The following is an 18,110-nucleotide window of genomic DNA, read 5'->3' on the forward strand; positions in this document are numbered from 1 at the left end:
CATAGGGGGCGACCGCTTGACGCCCTTCCGCTACCCACCCGCCCGATCGGACGGTTGAAAACATCGGCATTGGCGACCCGGGCGAGTCCGCTCCGGTCAGTGCCTTGAAGCATGACCTGGCGCGGCCGTCGTCCCGATCAGAGTCGCAGGGCGAAGCGCCGTCCGCGCAGACGGCGCTGGTTGCGGCTTCATCGGGATGCAAATGCCGATATCGGGATTTGCGCTGGCCGCCCGATCATGATTCAAGTCGGCGATTCCGAGGGCTTTCCCGCTGGAGCGCAGCATGACCTTGATCACACGCCGTCGACTTCTGAAAACGGCCGCGGTTGCCGGTGCGGGCGGGCTCGCGGCGATGGGGAGGCTTGGCGGCTGGGCCGCCGCCACGCCCGAGCCGGTGGTGCTGCGGACGGCCAAAATCCAGGCCAGGCTGATGGAGATCGGCCCGACCCGGGACGTGCTGACCTATGGCAGCGCCGGAATGCCGCCGGTGCTGAGGATGAAAAAGGGCGAGCCCTTCGCCGCCCGGCTCGTCAACGCGATCGACGACCCGACGACGATCCACTGGCACGGCGTTCGGGTCCCCAACAAGATGGACGGCGTTCCGTTCCTGGTCCAGCCCTACGTCTATACCGGCGATCATTTCGACTATGCCTTCACGCCGCCCGATGCCGGCACCTTCTGGTACCACCCGCATTGCAACACGCTGGAGCAGATGGGGCACGGCCTGACCGGCGTCATCGTGGTCGAAAATCCCGGTGATCCGAAATTCGATGCCGAAATCGTCCTCAATCTGCGCGACTGGCGTCTCGGCGACGATGGCCAGTTCATCGACCAGTTCCGGCCGCGCGATGCCGCGAGAACCGGCACCTATGGCACGGTGCGCACGGCCAACTGGCTCGACCAGCCGCACTATGACGCGCCAGCCGGCGGGCTGGTGCGGCTGCGCGTCGCCATCACCGACGTGACGCGCATCCATGCCTTTCGCGTCGACGGCGCGGAGGCGACGGTGATCGCGCAGGATGGCAATCCGGTGCCGCAGCGTTTTTCGCCCGATGCCTTGCTGCTTGGCCCGGGACAGCGCATGGAACTCGCCATCCGCATGCCGTACGCGGAGGGCGCGGTCGTGAGCCTGCGGGACGTCAGGGGCACCAAACCCAAGGTGCTGGCGACCGTGCGTGCGGCTGGCAGCTCGCTGAAGCGCGACATTCGTGATGTCGCGCCGCTGGAGGCCAATCCGGTGGCGGAGGTCGATCTCTCCGCTGCCCAGCATATTTCGCTGGCGCTCAGCGCCACGGCCGAGAACATTGCGAGCGACGGCATATGCGGTTCGCTCGGCTACAGTTTCTGGGCCATCAACAAGGTGCCGTGGCCGGGTGACACGCCGGATCCGACCGCGCCGCTGGCCGAATTGAAGCTTGGCAGGAGCTATGTCATCGACATGGAGAACCTGACGCCGCAATCGCATCCGATGCATTTGCACGGCATGAGCTTCAAAGTGCTGTCATCCTCGACTCGGCCCGTGCAGCCGCTGATTTCAGACACCTATCTCATCCAGCCCAACGAGAAGGTGAGCCTCGCCTTCGTCGCCGACAACCCCGGCGACTGGCTGCTGCACTGCCACATCATCGAGCATCAGAAGTCGGGCATGACGAGCTACGTCAGGGTGACCTGAAACCGAGCGTGCCGCGGCCTACTTGCGCAGTTGCGCCTCGATCTCGTCGAGCACCTTGTCCTTGCCGATGCCGGTGAGGAAGGCGAGGCCCTTGATGACCGGCTTGGTCACCGAAGCCGAGATCGGCGTCGTGGCGACGATGAAGTCGACGCTGTCGGCCAGCCCCGGCACTTCGGTCGCCTTGGCCTGCTGGGCGTTGAAGGTCAGGCCGCGTTGCTTCATCGCCTCGGTGACGGCGACGTTGACCGCGGTCGAGGTGGCTATGCCCGTGCCGCAGGCAAAGAGAATTGTTTTCTGTCTGGACATCTCTTTCTTCTCCTTGTTCAGCCGAGCACGGCCCGAACGTCGTCTAGCGTCGTGGCCGACCTCAGGCCGTCCAATGCATCTGGATTCTGGATGGTGGCCATGACGGCCTGCAGCGCTTCAATCTGCTTGTCCTTGTCATTGATGGCAAGCAGGAACACGAAGCCGACCGGCAGCTTCTCGTCGGGGTCTTCCATGTTGGCGAAGACGACGGGGCGCTTCAATGTGCCCAAAGCGATCCCGGGCTTCAGGACATGTTCGGGATCGGTGTGCGGCACCGCGACATTGTCGGGGCGCTCCAGCGGCAGTCCTGTCGGGATGGTCAACTCGCGACGCACGACCGCGTCGGCGTAGGAACTTCTGACATAGCCGAGCGTCTCGAGCCGGCCGGCCAGGATGCGGATGATCTGCTCATTGGTCGAGGCATCGGATCCGAGCACGATCGCTTCGGGATCCAGAAGCTGCATGAGGCTGTCAGACATGTTTTGCTCCGTCGGCAAAATCGTGCGCCCGGGGAGGGCACACGATCATTTCAAACGTCAGGCGCGACGAGGCTCAGGCCGTGCCTTCGGCCGGCTCGTCCTCGGCGCCCGCTGCCCGCTCCCAGCCGAGCGTGTTGCGACGGTAGAGGACGAACAGTGCCGCGATGACCACGGCGATCACGACGATGCCGGTAAGGCCAAGTCCCTGGATCGCCTCGATGATCACATAGGGCACCCACAGGAAGCCGTCGACGACGGAGGTGATCTGCAGCGCGTCTGCCGGCAGCTTGAAGCCCGAGGCGACGGCGGCACTTGTGAACAGCGGCGCCAGCGCGTTGGCGACGTAGAAGCCGATCGCCAGCGTCACCGTGCCGATCACCACCATGCGGAACACATTGCCTTTGACCAGAGGGGCGGTCATGGCGACGATGAAGGGAATGACCGCCAGGTCGGCGAACAGGATGACGCGGTTGCCCGGCAGGATCACCGACAGGATGATCGCGATAGGCACCAGGATCAGCGACGACGAGATCGCGGCCGGATGACCGATCAGGATGGCGGAGTCCAGGCCGACCAGAAGCTCGCGGTCGCCGGTGCGCTTGCGCACGAATTCCTGCGCCGCGTCGGAGACCGGGATCAGGCCCTCCATCAGGATCTTCACCATGCGCGGCAAAAGCAGCATGACGGCTGCCAGGGTCATGCCGGTGCCCAGCACCTTGGCGAGCACCGTGCCGAGATCGCCGGCATTGTAGAAGGCGATGGCGCCGAGCACGAGGCCGATGATCAAGCCGAGCACGACAGGTTCGCCGAACACGCCGAACCGGCGCTCGATGGTCTCGGTGTTGATGTTGATGCGGTTGATGCCGGGAATGCGGTCCATGATCCAGTTCAGGATGATGGCGATCGGCAGGATCTGCGCGGAAGCCAGGTGCGGCACCGAAATGCCGGGCACGCCGTAGAACTGCTGCACTGCGCGCGCCGACCAGTCGGCGAACAGCAGCGACAGTGCCGCGACCAATGCCGCGATGGCGATGCCGTAGGCCAGATTGTCGGTCGCCGCCACGACCAGCGAGCCGACAAAGGCGAAGTGCCAGAAGTTCCAGACGTCGACATTGAGCGTGCGCGTCATGCGCGTCAGCAACAGCACGATGTTGACCAGGATGCCGACGGGGATGACCCACAGGCCGACCGACGAGCCGAAGGCGATGGCGGCCGCCGACGGCCAGCCGACATCGATGATGTCGCGATGGATGCCGGTGTTGGTGACGATGGCCTTGGCGACGTCGCCGATCGACGTGAACATCAGGCCAAGCACGAGATTGATGCCGATGAAGGCGACGCCGATGGTGACTGCGGCGCGAAAAGCCTTGCTGACCTTTGCACCAAGAACGACGGCTATGATGAAAATGACGATCGGCAGCAGCACTGTTGCGCCGAGCGTGTCGATGGCCCCTTTGAGGCCCGCAAGAATAGTATCCATTTGTCCTCCCCTGGAGCACCGAGCCCGACCCCCGGGTTCGAAATGATGCTCCGTTGACCTCCAACGCCTTTGCCGCCAACCTCGGCGCAAAGGCACTCCCCGTTCTGCCCGCGAGGCGGAATGCGTCCCGCTCGGTGATGCGGGATGAACATTTGCCTTCGCTGGCGAACGAATGTTTTATTGAGGCAGTTCAAGGCAATGTCAATTGGCAAGTCTTTGAACCCAAGGCATCCGGGCTGACGGAGCCTTCGCCTGTGCGCTCTTGACGGAGCATTGAACGGAAAAACCCGCCTGTGCGGCGGGCCCTTGGCGCAACTCAGCACCATGGGCAAATATGTAGCATAGTTGCCCTCACCCAGTCAAGAAAAAATTCCTATCAGGAGAAACTGCCGGCACAGCGGACTGGCAGTCGTCAGGTCTTTGTCGCCGAGTTCGGAGCCCAGTCTTTGGGCCAACCGAACCGTGGCGAGCGCATCTGTCCTGCGCGATTTCATGGGAAATTGACGGGCCGAGGCCAGTTTCGTTGGCAAGGAGGAGCTATTCCCTGCTAATCCGACGCGAACCAGGAAGCTGTGGACATCCCCGCATGACCAATGTCGCCTTGACCGGGCTCGCCCGCGATCTCGCCAGCCGTGCCGCCGAGGGCCGCCCGGTACGCATCGGCGTCATCGGTTCGGGCGAAATGGGCACCGATCTGGTCACGCAAGGCATGCTGATGCCCGGCATTTCGGTCTGCGCGGTCTCGACAAGACGTCCGCACACGGCGCGCGAAGCGATCCGCATCGCCTATGGTGACGAAGCGATGGCCGTCGAAGCCGATACCACTTCGAAAGTCACCGCGGCGATCGAGTCGGGAAAGATCGCCATCACCTCCAACGAGATGCTGGTCACCAATCCGCTGATCGACGTCGTCATCGACGCCACCGGCAAGCCCGGCGTCGCCGCCGACTTCGACCTGATGGCGATGCAGCATGGCAAGCATCTGGTGATGATGAATGTCGAGGCCGACGTCACCATCGGCTGCTATCTCAAGCAGCAGGCAGATCGCCTCGGCGTCGTCTATTCGGTCGGCGCCGGAGACGAGCCCTCGAGCTGCATGGAGCTGATCGAGTTCGCCTCCGCACTGGGCCTGACCATCGTCTCGGCCGGCAAGGGCAAGAACAACCCGCTTAACCACGATGCCGTGCCCGACGACTATCGCGAGGAAGCGATCCGCCGCAACATGAACCCGCGCATGCTGGTCGAGTTCGTCGACGGTTCGAAAACCATGGTCGAGATGTGCGCCATCGCCAACGCCACCGGGCTGGTGCCCGATGTGCCCGGCATGCACGGCCCGAAGGCCGACCGCGACGACCTCGTCAAGGTGCTCATTCCGCGCGAGCATGGCGGGCTGCTCACGAAAAAGGGCGTTGTCGACTACACGGTCGGCAAGGGTGTCGCACCCGGTGTCTTCGTCATCGTCGAGGCGACCCACCCGCGCATCGTCGAGCGCATGGACGACCTGCATATCGGCCACGGTCCCTATTACAGCCTGTTCCGGCCCTACCATTTGACCTCGCTGGAAGTCCCGCTGACCGCAGCCCGCATCGTGCTCTTCGGCAAGCCCGACATGGTGCCGCTGCCAAGGCCGGTCGCCGAGGTATGCGCCGTCGCCAAGCGGGATCTGGCCGCCGCCGAAACCTTCGATGCGATCGGCGAGACCTGCTATCGCTCCTGGACGATGACCGTCGAAGACGCTCGCGCCCGGCGTGCCGTGCCGGTCGGCCTACTCGAGGGCGGCAAGGTGCTGAAACCGGTGAGGAAAGGCGAGCTGTTGACGGCCGACAACGCCGCACCCGACCGGGCGACGAGACTGTTCGCTCTGCGCCGGCTGCAGGATGAGATGCTGTACGAAAAATAAGCCCGTTGTGGCGCTGTCATGACAGATGCACTATATTGTAATGGCAGATGACGCTGAGGATCGACCAATGAACCTCCAGATCAGGGACCCGCGTGCACGTGAGCTGGCACAGCGGCTCGCCGCCAAACGCAAGATTTCGATGACCGAGGCGGTGATCGAAGCTCTTGAGTCCGAACTGAAACGGGAAAGTGGACGCGCTCCGTTGGCGCAGCGGCTGGCTGCCATCGCTGATGAACTCAAAGCCAGAGCTGGTCATGGCGGCCGGCCCGTAGACAAGGATGAGATCGATGAGATGTGGGGCCACTCTTGATGTTTGTCGACACCTCGGTGGTCGTCGCAATTCTTTCGGGAGAGGGAGATGCTGGCGAGTGGAGCAACCGCATCGCGGTAGCACCTCGCAAAATTACTTCCGCGTTGGTGGTGCTCGAAGCGGCTATGCGGCTTTCAACTATGCTGGCCGTTGAGCCGCTTGTCGCTGAAGTGGCGATAGAGGCTTTTCTGCGCGAGTCCGAAATCGAAATCGTTCCGATCGACGCCGGCGACGCCAAGCTCGCGGTCCAAGCTTTTTCAGACTATGGAAAAGGACGCGGGCATCCCGCCCAACTCAACCTGGCCGATTGCCTGTCCTATGCATGCGCAAAGAGTCGTGGCTCTGCTCTGCTCTACAAAGGCAACGACTTCTCGCATACCGATCTGGCCTAGGGAGTCTGCTCTATTTCCCCAGTTCGATCGACCGCAGCCGCGCCGCTTCCACCGCTTGCGTGAGGAGATTGGTCAACCGGTCCTCGCCCATCAGCACACCAAGCGCCGCCGCCGTCGTGCCGTTCGGGCTGGTCACCTGCTGGCGCAGCAGGCCCGGCTCCTCGCCGCTTTCGGCGGCGAGGGAGGCGGCACCATAGACGGTCTGCATGGCGAGCAGCCTGGCGGTCGCCGCCGGCAGGCCCGCCTTCTCGGCGGCGACGGTCAGCGCTTCGATGAAATGGAAGATATAGGCCGGCCCCGATCCCGACACGGCGGTCACCGCATCCATCAGTCCCTCGTCGTCGATGGTGGCCACTTCGCCGCTGGCCGACAAGAGGTCGGCGACGAAACGCTTGGTGTCGTCGGAAACCAGCGGATTGGAAAACACCACCATCATGCCCTTGCCAATGGAAGCAGGCGTGTTGGGCATGCAGCGCACAACAGGCGCGCGGTCGCCCAGGATTTCCTCGAAGGTGGCGACCGGCGTGCCCGCGGCAATGCTGACGAAGGTGGTGCGCCCTTCGCCGAAACGTTTGTAAGCGGCGGTGACGTCGCGGATCACCTGGGGCTTCACGGCGATGACGATGAGATCAGGCACGGCACCGGCCGGGATATCGGTGGCGTCGGCAGCCGTTCCGCATCCGAGTGCGGCCGCGCGCTGGCGCAGGTCGGCATTGGGCTCGACCACGAAAACGGACGACGGTGCAAGCTTGCCGGATTTCAGCCAGCCCGAGAGCATGGCGTAACCCATATTGCCGCAGCCGGCGAGAACAAGCCTGATCGTCATCGAAAGCCCTCCGAGGAAAGGCTTCACATAAACGCTCGCGGATCAACGGGGAAGCCCTGTCAGGTGGAGTGGCCCAATCGCGCGCCACGACCGGCGTTGCGCAGCGCGACCGGGCGCAGCGAAACTTGTCTGAGCCCAAGCACACCGAGCACGAAGAACAGCCACACCGGATCGCCGCGGTGGAAGAAGAAGCTTTCGAGGAAGGCGTTGAGCGCGGCGAACAGCACCACCATCATGAAGAAGTCGCCGAGATAGATGTTTTCCTTGCGCAAGGGAATGCGCATGTAGTCGCGCAAAGGGGCGATCAGGAAAGTGTAGACCGCCACGCAAAGCGCCGGAATGCCCATCAGCACCGCGATGTCGAGATAACCGTCATGGCCGTGCACGATGGTCCTGATATCCCACGGCCGGTCGAAGGGCTGATCCTGGTTGAGCAGCAGCGGCGTTCCCCAGAAACTCTCATAGCCGTAGCCGGTCCACGGTTTCTTCGCCAGCATCTCGCCGGCGAACTCCCAGAGCGTGGTGCGCCCGGTATAGGTCAGGCCGGGAAAATAGATCGCCGCCAGCTGTTTCACCGGCGGCAGGAAAACGATGCCCAGCGTGCCGACCGCGGTAGCGATGATCGCCAGCGCGAACAGGATCGGCGTGCCGAGTCGCATGCCCATGAGGCTTGGAAACATGACGATCAGGATCGAGAACGGCACCAGGCCGGCCGTGGTCTTGGATCCGGTGTGCAGCATGAACACCATCGCCGCGAAGAAAATTCCGGCGCCCCAGAACCGCTGCCCGCGCCGGAAGAGATAGAGGCCGGCGAAACTGAAGCAGGCCATGACCGGACCGGCGATGTTCTTGTGGGTGAAGACGCCGCGCCACAGGCCGGCATGTTCGGGTTCCTGCGAATCGGCCGTGTGCATTGCCTCGTGCGGAAAGGCGATGAGGCCGAGGTAGGAAAGGCCCATGACCGCCACCGCGGTGAAGATGATGACCTTCGAGAAGGAATCCGCGTCGCGCGGCAGCACAAGGATCGTCGCCATGGTCAGGATGCCGATCATGGTGAAGGAGGCGGCGCGCATCGCCGAGGGCGGGTCTGTCGCCAGCACCACCGACAGGAAGAAGAAGCCCAGCATCAGCATCCAGGAAGGGCTGAGCAGCGAGCGCACGATGCGCGGGTCGGCGAAAGCCATCAGCGAAAAGACGGAAACGGCGCCGAGCGAGCCGAAGCCGAGCTGGTTGACGATGTCGCCGCCTTCGCCGGTGAGTTCGGCGCCCGCGGGCTGGAACGGGCGGAAGGACACCAGGATGACGGTGAACAGCAGCGCCGCGATCGCGGTTGCCACGCCGTCGCGCGTGAACGCGGCGCCGAGCGGCGCGCGCTCAGTTCTTTTCAGGCTGGCGGTATTGCTCATTGGCATATCCGAATTCGGCCAGCACGCGGCCCAGCGCCACATGGACAGGGTAGATTGCGGCCGCGGGCGATCCTGTCCGTGCCAGCCTGGCGGCCCCGCGAAATGGCGAGGCGGCAAGCAGGGCCAGGCTCTTCAGCAACACCTTGACGCCGGCCAGCGGGGTGCCGGCGCGTTTCTTCTTTTCGACCAGCGTCGAGATCACGCCGTTGCGCAGGCTGCGGGCGCGGATCCAGTCGGCCTCGACCCGACGGGCCGGGACGGTCTCGGTCACCCTGGCCTCGGCGCACCAGCCAAGCACAAAGCCGCGCTGCGCCGCCCGGCTCAGGAAGTCGGAATCGCCGCCGCCCATGAAATTGAATCTCAGGTCGAGGAACGGCGGCCCCATGGCGGTAAGCACGTTGCGCCCGACCAGGAGATTGCCGGACGAATAGAGCGCCGGCACGAGGCCCGTCTTGCGGTAGGGCGGCGCGAAAACCGGATGCTCGGCCCAGCGCGCATGGGCGGGATCGGCAAAGTCGGGCACTTGCGGGCCGCCGACAATATCGGCGCCAAGGCTTTCGGCCGCCCCGCACATCCGTTCCAGCCAGTGCGGATCGGCTATCTCGTCATCGTCGATGACCAGCAGGTGCCTGAAATTCGGAAAGTGCAGGATCGCCGCCTGCCAGCCGGCATTGTAGGCGCTGCAATTGCCGCGCTGATGCGCGATGATCACCATGCCCGGTATCTCGCCGCGCTCGAACAGCGGCAGCGACGCCTGGGCGCCGGCCCGCGCCTCGGCCTCGTTCTCAATGACGATGACGGCAAAGCGCCTGCCGGTCAGCTGCGCGCGCAGCGACGCCAGCGTTTGCAGGACCTGGTCCGGCCGCTTGAAGGTCGGCAAGGTGACGACGGCTTCGACGGCCTGCGTGTCAAGCCGGGGGGATCGTCCCGCGATCGATACCGAACCGTCCGATGGCAAAGGGATCATCCGTGTCAGCCGCATGGTGGGTCGAGTTCTGTTAGCACCACGACGATAACGTTTCGTTAATCACCTTTCACGGAGTGGCCCTTCAGGCGGGGGTTTTGGGCCGTCGATGCGCGCGCGTTTAATCAAGGGTTCACCGCGCTTTGCTACCGGCTGCACCACAGGATAGGTGAGATGCATCTGCTGTTCGCCACATCGATCGTGCCCGATGGCGCTCTCGCATCGGGCTACGAGATCGCCAATGCTGCAATCATCGCTGCCTTGCGGCGCGCCGGCGCGCGCGTCACCGTCATCGGCTTCATCTGGCCGGGGAAAGCCGCCGCCGATCCTGAAAGCACCATCGTTCTGGGTGCCGTCGACGTGCGCACCGAAGATGCTTCAGCGCTGCAAAAGCTTGCCTGGGTCGGCAAGGCGATGCTTTCGGGCCTCACCTTCGCGTCGGCCAAGTTGCGTGCGGTCTCCGATGCCGAAGCCCTCGCCGCCATCGAGCGCGCCGGCCCCTTCGACGGCTATGTGCTCAATTCCGTGCAGTTCGCCGGCGCCTTCCAAAAACTCTTCGACGAGCGGCCTTCGATCTTCGTCGCCCACAATGTCGAGCATCTTTCGGCGCGGGAAAATGCCGCTGCCGCCCCGGGCATCTTCCAGCGCCTGTTGTTCCGCCGCGAGGCAAGGCTGCTCGAGAGCGTGGAAGAGCGTCTGTGCCGCCGCGCGCGTTTCGTCTTCACGCTGGCCGAGGAAGACCGTTCGGCACTTGGCGTGGCCTCCGACGACCGCTCGGCGGTGCTGCCGCTGGTGACGGGCGCCACGCCACCGGCGCGTAACGGCCGGCGCAAGATTGAGTGCGACGCCGCGCTGATCGGCACCTGGACCTGGCAGCCGAACCGCATCGGGCTCGGCTGGTTCCTGGACAAGGTGGTACCGCATCTGCGCCCGGACTTCCGCATCAGGATCGCCGGCAGCATGCCGCCTGACATCGCCTCGACGCATCCCGGCGTCGCTTTCGTCGGACGCGTGCCGGACGCCCAGGCTTTCATACGCGGCGGCGCCGTCATCCCGCTCATCAGCACCGCCGGCAGCGGCGTGCAATTGAAGACGATCGAAACGTTCGAGCTCGGCCTGCCCGCCGTTGCCACCAGCCACGCGCTGCGCGGCATCGACCATCGCCCGGTCAATTGCGCGGTCACCGACGATCCGGTCGCCTTTGCCAAGGCGCTGGAGACCGCGGCGGCCGACATAAGCGACGTTGACGGCAGCGCGTTCCACCGCCGGCAGCTCAAGGCGCTGGACGCCGCCATTCGGTTTGGCCTGGAGAAGCTCGGTCCGGTCATGCAGGAGGCGTTTGCATGAACATGCACGCCGCCCGCGCCTCGTTCGGGCCCGACACATTGAAGACGATCTTCGGCATCTCCGTGCTCGCCATTCGCTGGGACGACGCGATCGCCCTGCTGACGCGGCTGATCGTGGAAGGACGCTTCACCAAGGTCAGCTTCCTCAACGCCCATAACGCCAATCTCGCCTACACCGATCCGGTGTTCGCCCAGGCGCTCGACGATTTTCTCATCCTGCCGGACGGGATCGGCGTCGATCTCGCAGCGCAGCTTCTCTATGGCGCGCCGTTCCCGGACAATCTCAACGGCACCGACTTCGTACCGGCCTTTCTGCGGTCGGTGACCCGGCCGCTGACCGTGGGGCTGCTCGGCGCGACGCGCGTCAATGCCGAGGCCGCGTCGAAGAAGCTCGCGGCGATTGCCGTCCAGCACAGATTCGTGGTCATCCATGACGGCTACTTCTCCGCTGCGCAGGAGCCGGAAATCATCGAACGCATCGCGGCGCTGCGGCCTGATATGCTGCTGGTCGCCATGGGCGTGCCGCGCCAGGAATTGTGGATCGAACGGCACATCGACGAGCGCCACTGCACGCTGCCGGTCGCGGTCGGCGCGCTGCTGGATTTTCTCAGCGGCGCCGTGCCGCGCGCGCCCTTGTGGATACGGCGCCTCAGGCTGGAGTGGCTGTTTCGGCTGGCGGTCGAGCCGGGACGGCTCTGGCGCCGCTATGTGGTCGGCAACCCCTTGTTCCTGTGGCGGGTCCTCAAACAGAAATTGTTGAACCGGCCCCAAGCCGCCGGAGACGTCCGTTGAACGAGAGGTTCGTTCCGGGCGCGATCGCCGAACCCGGACTGCTTCGGGCAACGCCGACGGCAGCCATGGTGACGGCAAGCTATGCGCCGGATTTCGAGCGTTGCCGCTTGCTCTGCGAAACCCTCGACCGGCACGTCACGGGCGTCGCGCATCACTACATTCTGGTCGAAGGCCGCGACGTCAAATTGTTTCGACGGTTGGAGAGCGCCAACCGATCCGTCGTCGACGAACGTGAGTTGCTGCCGCGCTGGCTGCATGTCTTCGACGATCCGCTTAGCCTGTTCCGGCGGCGCGTCTGGCTCAGCCTGAAGACGCAGCCGCTGCGCGGCTGGCACGTGCAGCAGCTGCGCCGCATCGCCATAGCGGCGCATGCATGCCAGGACGTTCTGGTCTTCTGCGATTCCGACGTCGCCTTTCTGAAGCCTTTCGATTGCGGCGCGTTCTGGCGCGACGGCAAGGCGCGGCTGTTCCGCCGTGACGGCGTGCTTGCGCAGGACGGTCATGACGAGCATCGCATATGGTCGCGCAATGCCGGCTCCGCGCTCGGCATCGATCCGTCGAGGAATTCGGTTCACGATTACATTTCGACGCTGATCGCCTGGCGCCGCGACACCGTGCTGGCCATGTGCAGTCGGATCGAGGAGGTGCATGGCCGAAACTGGGTCGAGGTCGTCGGCTCGGCGCGCAAATTCTCCGAATGCATGATCTATGGCCGCTATGTCGACGATCTGCTGGACGGCGCCGGCCACTTCCATGGCTCGGAAGAATTCTGCCGCGTCCACTGGACCGGTGAGGCGCTGTCGGATGATGAATTCCGTCGCTTCGTTGCCGCCATGGCGCCCGAACAGGTGGCGATCGGCATGCAGTCCTTCATCGGCACCGATACCGGCCGCATCCGCCGGCTGATCGGACTCGACCGATCCTGATCCTGAAAAGCGAACCGGTTCTCGGAAAGACTGCCCGGATGAAGGATCAGATCGCCTTCGCCGGCTTGCGCAGCGCCGAATAGGTCAGCAGCATCGACGCGAGATAGAGCAGCAGGAAGACGACGTTGAGCGACAGCACCAGCTTCGATGTGTCGGCAATGGTGGTCAGCACATAGGTCAGCAGCAGCGCCTTGAGAGCGGCGAGCAGGCCGAGATTGAGCGCCCGCACCAGCGTCTGGCCGCGCGCGAACAGAAGCTCCGCCTGGTATTCGACCAGATTGCGCAGTCCCGGAACGCCGATCGCAAGCGCCACAAGGGGAGCGGCCTCCGAGACGTTCTTGCCGAGCGCCCCGGGGGAGGAATGCAGCACCACCGCAAGCACCAGCAGCGCCAGCGTCGAGACCGCGAACACGCCGCCTTCGATGCCGCTCTTGACCGCCAGCCGTGACAAGAGCTCCGGGGCACGCATCATGCGCTGCACCAGCATCATGGAGAAGGTGCGGATCGGGATCGCCGTCAGGTCGACCAGCCGCATGATGATGGCATAGATGCCGGCCAGGTGCGGCCCGCCGATCGCCAGCACCAGAAGCTTGTCGAACTCCATCTGCAGGTAGAACAACACCTCGGCGCCGGCGACGTAGATCGAATCGGCGAGCCGCCTGAGATAGAGCTCGCCGCGCAGCCGCAGCCGCTGGCGCGGATAGAAGAGACCGAACGCGACCAGCAGCGAGGCCGCGTTCGCGCCGATATAGAACCAGGACCACACCCAGACGCTGTGTTGCGCGCAGAACATGAACAGCACCGCGCCGGCTGCCCGCAACGCCGTCGCCAGGATCGCCAGCACGGCGGCACGGCCGAATTTGCCGAGCCCGTTGTTGACGATCAGCGCCACCTCCACCGGCCGCCACAGAAGCGCCTCGGCAAACACGATTGCCGCGAACACCGGCAGCGGCACGGTGCTGGCAAAGAAGATCAGGTAGACGATGTAGGAGGCCGCGGCGAGCAGCGGCAACGAGACGATGCCCAGCAGCAGGAAGCCTGCGGTGAAGGTGCCGATCAGGTTGGGGCGGATGGTGGCGGTGCGGTAGAGTGCCGAGATGAAGCCGAAGGCCAGAAGCCGCGACAGCATCACTCCGGCGGCCGAGGCGGTGGCGAACATGCCGAACTCGGCGATGGAAAGCGTATTGGCCAAGGCGATGAAGTAGGCGAGTGAAAACACCAGCCGCCCGCCGGCGCCGCTGATCGCTGAAAAATAGTCGCGAACCATCCCCCGTCTTTCGGCCACGAAGGTGCCGATCCGGGCGAGGGGCCGCCTCTGCGGTATGTCGCTGGCCTCAGTCATAGGTCAGGGAAAGGCATAGGCGGCAAAGTTTAACGTGCCCTTCTGAAATCTTCCTGCATCTGCTGAAATTCCAAGCAGCCGGCATCAAGCAATGCTTTCGGCCGCCTAAAATTAACCTTTTGTTTCCTATGCTTGTTTAGCGTGGCTTAACAAATGGCCGACTGCCGCTGTCTGGCGGCTGAAAGTAAGCTCCGCGACAATGGGCGACAGGGAAAATCGTGAGGACTGGAGGCGCGAGCGATCCTTGCTGGCGCTTGGCCAAGCCGTGCGCGGTGAGGACGAGGCATCGCTGGTCTCGCTAGGGGATCGGGCAAATCCGTCATGGCGCGAGGATGCCGCCACACGTCATCGCCTGGCGCGTTCGCATCGCGAGGCGAAGATGAATCCGGCGCCTTCCGCATCCGCCGCAACGCAACGCTTGCAGCCGGGCGACGAGCCGGCTCCGGCGTCCGCCGGCATTTCGCATTCGCACCATGGGGCCGGTATCGGCGGTTCGGACTCGGCGATGCCGTATGAAGAGACGGTTCCTGAGATCGCCTCGAGCGTTGATTCCCCGCGCAGCACATCCGAACCGCTGAGCGCGAGCGAAGCGGGAGCATCTCCTGGCGAGGATGCCGACAGCCAGCAATGGAAGCCCCTGATCGATCCGATGCAGGTGGTTCGCGGCGTCGCCAGGTCCAAAGCGCTGATCATCACCACGACGGTATTGGGCGCGGCGCTCGGCGTTGCGATTGCCCTGTCGACGCCGAAGAAATACGAGTCCACCACCGAACTGATCGTCGACCCGCGCGACCTGAAGCTTACGGATCGCGATCTCACCCAGGCGGTGGTCATGCCCGACGCGGCGCTCGTCAACGTCGAGAACCAGATCAAGTTGCTGACCTCCGGCACCGTGTTGAACAAGGTTGTCCAGGAGCTCAACCTTGTCGACGACCCCGAGTTCAACGGCCAAGGCAATGGCGGCCTGAGCGTCATATCGCTGATCCGCTCGATCCTGTTGCGCCAGGACGGACCGGGCGGTGTCGACCAATCCCGCCGCCTTTCCCTTGCCATCGTCAACCTGGCCGAGAGCGTTTCGGTCGAGCGCGGCGGCAAGACCTCCGTGATCACCATCGGCGTCACCACGCAGGACGCCCAGAAATCGGCGCTCATCGCGGAAACGATGACGAAGGTCTTCCTGCAGACTTCGGGTGAAATCCAGTCCGACACTGCCGGCCGGGCCAACAACGAACTGACGGCGAAACTCGACGAGATGCGCAAGGGCGTGGAAGCCGCCGAGCGCAAGGTCGAGGATTTCAGGGCCACCCATGATCTTGTCGACGCGCAGGGCCATCTGATCAGCGACGACCAGATGCTCAAGCTCAACGAGCAGCTTTCCGTCGCCCGCGCCCGCACGCTGGAGCTGAACGCCCGCGCGGCCTCGGCACGTCAGGTCAACGTGAATTCGGTGCTCAGCGGCACCTTGCCGGAAGAGATCAACTCCAACTCCATGAGCGATCTGCGCTCGCAATACGCAACGCTCAAGCAGGAGGCTGATCGGGCAGCGGTCCGGCTCGGACCGCGCCATCCCGAGCGCCAGGCGCTCGAGGCCCAGCTCACCGGCGCGCGCGAACGCATCCTCGCCGAACTCAGCCGCATCGCGTCGTCGCTGCAGGTTGACCTGAAACGCTCGGTCCAGCTCGAACAGGACCTTGCTTCCCGCCTGGCGCAGATGAAGGTGCGCAGCGGCGACGTCAACAGCGACCTTGTCTCGATGCGCGAACTGGAACGCGAGGCCTCGGCCAAGCGCTCGGTCTATGAGCAATATCTCCTGCGCGCCAAGGAGACCGGCGAGCAGAAGAATATCAACACCGCCAATATGAGCGTCATCTCGCCCGCCTCCATTCCGCTGGAGCCGAACGGGCCGTCGCGCGCCGTGGTGGCGCTTGCCGGCCTGCTGCTGGGCTTTGCCTCCGGCGTCGGTCTCGGCGCCATGCGCGGCGCCTATGAAAGCCTGCGTGAGACCGCCGGGTCACGATCCCGCCGTGACCGCAAGATGGACGAACGCCGGGCGCCGCTCGATGACCAGGCATTCCGGGCGCCGCCTCCGCCGGCGCCGCCGATACCGCAAGCATCGCCGCCGCAATCACCGCCGCCGCCACCAGCATCAGTGCCGCCGCTTGCCGCGCAGCCCGGAGCCGCTGCCACTGAGGGTCCAAGCCGGATCGGCTTGCTGATGTCGAGGCTGCGCAAAGCCGTGTCCCGCAAGCCCGGCACCGAGGCGCAGGACGATGCGTTTCCCGGTGCATCTGCATCGGCCGCTGTCGCCGAAGAGGGCCGGCCGGCGAGCACTCCGGCATTTCCCGACTATCCGGCTCCGGATTCCGCCTTTGGACATCGCCCGCCAGCTCCAGACTATCCGCGGCCATCTTTTCAGCCAGACGCGGACGCCGGCTATACGCGGCCCATGGGAGCGCCATTGCGGTCGCCCCTGGTGCCGCAGCAGGCGATGTATCCGGCCTCGTCCCATCCCTATGCGCAGCCCTTGGTCTATCCGCACATGCAGCCTTGGCAGACGCGGTCGGCGGCAGGCCATCCCCAGGCCGCGGCGCCCTATGGCGCGCCCATGCCCTACCCGGCCGCACCCGCTCCGGCTCAGCCGTCGGCCTATCCCGCCGCGCCGCTGGAGCAGCCCGCCGCCGCCGAGAAGGGCGCCGAGCAGGCGTCGATCGAGGAAATTCGCGCCAGCCTGCGCGAATTTCGCGAGGCTGTTCGCGAGCTTACCGAGAGCCGCGCCGGCCGCCGCTATTTCTGAGCCACAAGATAGTCTCCTGTGTCGAACAAAAGCGGGCCGGTTTCGCGTAAACGGCATCGGACGGCGCTTTGACGGGATTGCGTGTTCGAATTTTCGTCAAAATGCCGCGCGGTGTCTTGCCGGAGACGCAGCCCGGCTGGCCGGGTCATGCAGGCTTCGGCACACGATTGAGAAAAGGATCCAAAGCGCCGCATTTTCAGACGCGGCCGGTTTGGCGGAACGTATCGAGGGGTGATTCATATGGCCGAAGTGATTGACGGCAAAAGCGTTGCCGAAGACGTGGTGCGGACGGTGAAGACCTTGACCGCGGAGCTTGTCGCCAAGGGCAAGATCCAGCCCGGCCTCGCCGTGGTTATCGTCGGCGAGGATCCGGCGAGCCAGGTCTACGTCGCCTCCAAATCCCGCACCGCCAAGGAATGCGGCTTTCATTCGGTCCAGCACACGCTGCCGGCGGACACCTCCCAGGAGGCGCTGCTCAAGATCATCGCCGACCTCAACGCCGATCCCGCCATCAACGGCATCCTGGTGCAGCTTCCGCTTCCCGCCCACATCGACGCCGGCAAGGTCATCCAGGCGATCGCGCCGCAGAAGGATGTCGACGGCTTCCATTTCATCAATGTCGGCAAGCTCGGCACCGGCGAACTCGACACCGCTTTCGTTCCCTGCACGCCCGCCGGCTCGATGCTCCTGATCGAGCGCGTGCGCGGCAAGGATCTGTCGGGCCTCAATGCCGTCGTCGTCGGCCGTTCCAACATCGTCGGCAAGCCGATGGCCAATCTCCTGCTCGCCGCCAATTGCACCGTCACCATCGCGCACAGCCGCACGAAGGATCTGCCGGGGCTGGCCCGCACCGCCGACATTCTCGTCGCCGCCGTTGGCCGGCCGGAGATGATCAGGGGCGATTGGGTGAAGCCCGGCGCAACCGTCATCGACGTCGGCATCAATCGCATCCCGGCCCCGGAGAAGGGGGAGGGCAAATCCCGCCTCGTCGGCGACGTCGCCTATGCCGAAGCGGCGAAGGCCGCCGGCGCCATCACGCCCGTGCCCGGCGGCGTCGGGCCGATGACCATTGCCATGCTGATGGCCAATACGTTAGCCTCCGCCTACCTTGCGGCCGGGTTGAAACGGCCCTCCTTCTGACCACCAGAAAGCAGCAGCTTTGCCGAACCCAACTA

At 64.6% G+C, this 18,110-nt stretch carries 16 protein-coding genes; 9 read left to right on the top strand and 7 right to left on the bottom strand.

Annotated elements, in window-relative coordinates; translation table 11 throughout:
* Positions 1 to 283: 283 nt before the first annotated feature.
* Entirely contained in the window at positions 284 to 1,672 is a 1,389-nt protein-coding gene (locus FJ951_RS02375) for a multicopper oxidase family protein (RefSeq protein ID WP_140513357.1), read from the top strand.
* Positions 1,673 to 1,690: 18 nt separating this feature from the next.
* On the opposite strand, the gene FJ951_RS02380 is transcribed toward FJ951_RS02375, so the two are convergent.
* From FJ951_RS02380 to FJ951_RS02390, 3 genes are all read right to left on the bottom strand, one after another.
* Positions 1,691 to 1,978 (bottom strand): PTS sugar transporter subunit IIB, encoded by a 288-nt coding sequence (locus FJ951_RS02380; protein WP_140513359.1) that lies wholly within the window; start codon positions 1,976 to 1,978, stop codon positions 1,691 to 1,693.
* A gap of 17 nt (positions 1,979 to 1,995) precedes the next feature.
* Complete coding sequence (locus tag FJ951_RS02385; RefSeq protein WP_140513361.1) at positions 1,996 to 2,457, bottom strand: PTS sugar transporter subunit IIA; 462 nt, start codon at positions 2,455 to 2,457, stop codon at positions 1,996 to 1,998.
* Positions 2,458 to 2,530: 73 nt separating this feature from the next.
* A complete protein-coding gene (locus tag FJ951_RS02390; RefSeq protein ID WP_140501059.1) occupies positions 2,531 to 3,937 on the bottom strand; it encodes a PTS transporter subunit IIC in 1,407 nt (468 codons plus the stop codon).
* 586 nt (positions 3,938 to 4,523) lie between these two features.
* Between FJ951_RS02390 and FJ951_RS02395 the strand changes: the two genes are divergently transcribed.
* The 3 genes from FJ951_RS02395 to FJ951_RS02405 all read left to right on the top strand — a co-directional run bounded on the left by FJ951_RS02395 (position 4,524) and on the right by FJ951_RS02405 (position 6,539).
* Positions 4,524 to 5,837 carry an NAD(P)H-dependent oxidoreductase gene (locus FJ951_RS02395; protein ID WP_140513363.1) on the top strand — a complete coding sequence of 438 codons (1,314 nt, stop codon included), beginning with the start codon at positions 4,524 to 4,526 and terminating at the stop codon, positions 5,835 to 5,837.
* A 67-nt stretch (positions 5,838 to 5,904) separates the two neighbouring features.
* Positions 5,905 to 6,147: a type II toxin-antitoxin system VapB family antitoxin gene (locus tag FJ951_RS02400; protein WP_140501063.1), complete on the top strand. Its 243-nt coding sequence runs from the start codon at positions 5,905 to 5,907 to the stop codon at positions 6,145 to 6,147.
* Positions 6,147 to 6,539, top strand: a complete 393-nt coding sequence (locus FJ951_RS02405; protein ID WP_140501065.1) for a type II toxin-antitoxin system VapC family toxin — start codon at positions 6,147 to 6,149, stop codon at positions 6,537 to 6,539. The genes FJ951_RS02400 and FJ951_RS02405 overlap by 1 nt, the downstream gene beginning before the upstream one ends.
* Before the next feature lie 10 nt (positions 6,540 to 6,549).
* On the opposite strand, the gene proC is transcribed toward FJ951_RS02405, so the two are convergent.
* The 3 genes from proC to FJ951_RS02420 are packed head-to-tail and all read right to left on the bottom strand — an operon-like array spanning position 6,550 to position 9,738.
* Positions 6,550 to 7,365, bottom strand: coding sequence for a pyrroline-5-carboxylate reductase (gene proC, locus FJ951_RS02410; RefSeq protein ID WP_140513364.1), 816 nt, complete (start codon positions 7,363 to 7,365; stop codon positions 6,550 to 6,552).
* A 59-nt stretch (positions 7,366 to 7,424) separates the two neighbouring features.
* Entirely contained in the window at positions 7,425 to 8,771 is a 1,347-nt protein-coding gene (locus FJ951_RS02415) for an O-antigen ligase (protein WP_140513366.1), read from the bottom strand.
* Complete coding sequence (locus tag FJ951_RS02420) at positions 8,740 to 9,738, bottom strand: glycosyltransferase (protein WP_140513368.1); 999 nt, start codon at positions 9,736 to 9,738, stop codon at positions 8,740 to 8,742. Before FJ951_RS02420 ends, FJ951_RS02415 begins: the two co-directional genes overlap by 32 nt.
* A 171-nt stretch (positions 9,739 to 9,909) precedes the next feature.
* Between FJ951_RS02420 and FJ951_RS02425 the strand changes: the two genes are divergently transcribed.
* Genes FJ951_RS02425 through FJ951_RS02435 form a run of 3 tightly spaced genes read left to right on the top strand, consistent with a single transcriptional unit; the run spans position 9,910 to position 12,799 of the window.
* Positions 9,910 to 11,082, top strand: coding sequence for a glycosyltransferase family 4 protein (locus FJ951_RS02425; RefSeq protein ID WP_140513370.1), 1,173 nt, complete (start codon positions 9,910 to 9,912; stop codon positions 11,080 to 11,082).
* Positions 11,079 to 11,873: a WecB/TagA/CpsF family glycosyltransferase gene (locus FJ951_RS02430; protein WP_140513372.1), complete on the top strand. Its 795-nt coding sequence runs from the start codon at positions 11,079 to 11,081 to the stop codon at positions 11,871 to 11,873. Before FJ951_RS02425 ends, FJ951_RS02430 begins: the two co-directional genes overlap by 4 nt.
* Positions 11,870 to 12,799: a DUF6492 family protein gene (locus FJ951_RS02435; RefSeq protein ID WP_140513374.1), complete on the top strand. Its 930-nt coding sequence runs from the start codon at positions 11,870 to 11,872 to the stop codon at positions 12,797 to 12,799. Before FJ951_RS02430 ends, FJ951_RS02435 begins: the two co-directional genes overlap by 4 nt.
* A gap of 46 nt (positions 12,800 to 12,845) precedes the next feature.
* Here the strand turns inward: FJ951_RS02435 and FJ951_RS02440 are convergent, their stop codons facing one another.
* The gene (locus tag FJ951_RS02440; RefSeq protein WP_140513376.1) at positions 12,846 to 14,141 is read right to left on the bottom strand and encodes a lipopolysaccharide biosynthesis protein; all 1,296 of its coding nucleotides are present in this window, start codon (positions 14,139 to 14,141) and stop codon (positions 12,846 to 12,848) included.
* Positions 14,142 to 14,340: 199 nt separating this feature from the next.
* On the opposite strand from FJ951_RS02440, the gene FJ951_RS02445 reads away from it, so the two are divergent.
* Together FJ951_RS02445 and folD are read left to right on the top strand one after the other, a co-directional pair.
* A complete protein-coding gene (locus tag FJ951_RS02445) occupies positions 14,341 to 16,935 on the top strand; it encodes a GumC family protein (RefSeq protein ID WP_140513378.1) in 2,595 nt (864 codons plus the stop codon).
* 240 nt (positions 16,936 to 17,175) lie between these two features.
* Positions 17,176 to 18,075: a bifunctional methylenetetrahydrofolate dehydrogenase/methenyltetrahydrofolate cyclohydrolase FolD gene (gene folD / locus FJ951_RS02450; protein WP_140501082.1), complete on the top strand. Its 900-nt coding sequence runs from the start codon at positions 17,176 to 17,178 to the stop codon at positions 18,073 to 18,075.
* Positions 18,076 to 18,110 lie beyond the last annotated feature (35 nt).

The sequence above is a fragment of the Mesorhizobium sp. B2-2-3 genome (assembly GCF_006442405.1).
Taxonomy (GTDB): Bacteria; Pseudomonadota; Alphaproteobacteria; order Rhizobiales; family Rhizobiaceae; genus Mesorhizobium.

Coding starts and splice junctions, on each gene's coding strand:
- FJ951_RS02405 (WP_140501065.1), top strand. CDS start 6,147: ATGTTTGTCGACACCTCGGTGGTCGTCGCAATTCTTTCGGGAGAGGGA.
- proC (WP_140513364.1), bottom strand. CDS start 7,365: ATGACGATCAGGCTTGTTCTCGCCGGCTGCGGCAATATGGGTTACGCC.
- FJ951_RS02395 (WP_140513363.1), top strand. CDS start 4,524: ATGACCAATGTCGCCTTGACCGGGCTCGCCCGCGATCTCGCCAGCCGT.
- FJ951_RS02400 (WP_140501063.1), top strand. CDS start 5,905: ATGAACCTCCAGATCAGGGACCCGCGTGCACGTGAGCTGGCACAGCGG.
- FJ951_RS02385 (WP_140513361.1), bottom strand. CDS start 2,457: ATGTCTGACAGCCTCATGCAGCTTCTGGATCCCGAAGCGATCGTGCTC.
- folD (WP_140501082.1), top strand. CDS start 17,176: ATGGCCGAAGTGATTGACGGCAAAAGCGTTGCCGAAGACGTGGTGCGG.
- FJ951_RS02390 (WP_140501059.1), bottom strand. CDS start 3,937: ATGGATACTATTCTTGCGGGCCTCAAAGGGGCCATCGACACGCTCGGC.
- FJ951_RS02440 (WP_140513376.1), bottom strand. CDS start 14,141: ATGACTGAGGCCAGCGACATACCGCAGAGGCGGCCCCTCGCCCGGATC.
- FJ951_RS02425 (WP_140513370.1), top strand. CDS start 9,910: ATGCATCTGCTGTTCGCCACATCGATCGTGCCCGATGGCGCTCTCGCA.
- FJ951_RS02445 (WP_140513378.1), top strand. CDS start 14,341: ATGGGCGACAGGGAAAATCGTGAGGACTGGAGGCGCGAGCGATCCTTG.
- FJ951_RS02375 (WP_140513357.1), top strand. CDS start 284: ATGACCTTGATCACACGCCGTCGACTTCTGAAAACGGCCGCGGTTGCC.
- FJ951_RS02415 (WP_140513366.1), bottom strand. CDS start 8,771: ATGAGCAATACCGCCAGCCTGAAAAGAACTGAGCGCGCGCCGCTCGGC.
- FJ951_RS02420 (WP_140513368.1), bottom strand. CDS start 9,738: ATGATCCCTTTGCCATCGGACGGTTCGGTATCGATCGCGGGACGATCC.
- FJ951_RS02380 (WP_140513359.1), bottom strand. CDS start 1,978: ATGTCCAGACAGAAAACAATTCTCTTTGCCTGCGGCACGGGCATAGCC.
- FJ951_RS02430 (WP_140513372.1), top strand. CDS start 11,079: ATGAACATGCACGCCGCCCGCGCCTCGTTCGGGCCCGACACATTGAAG.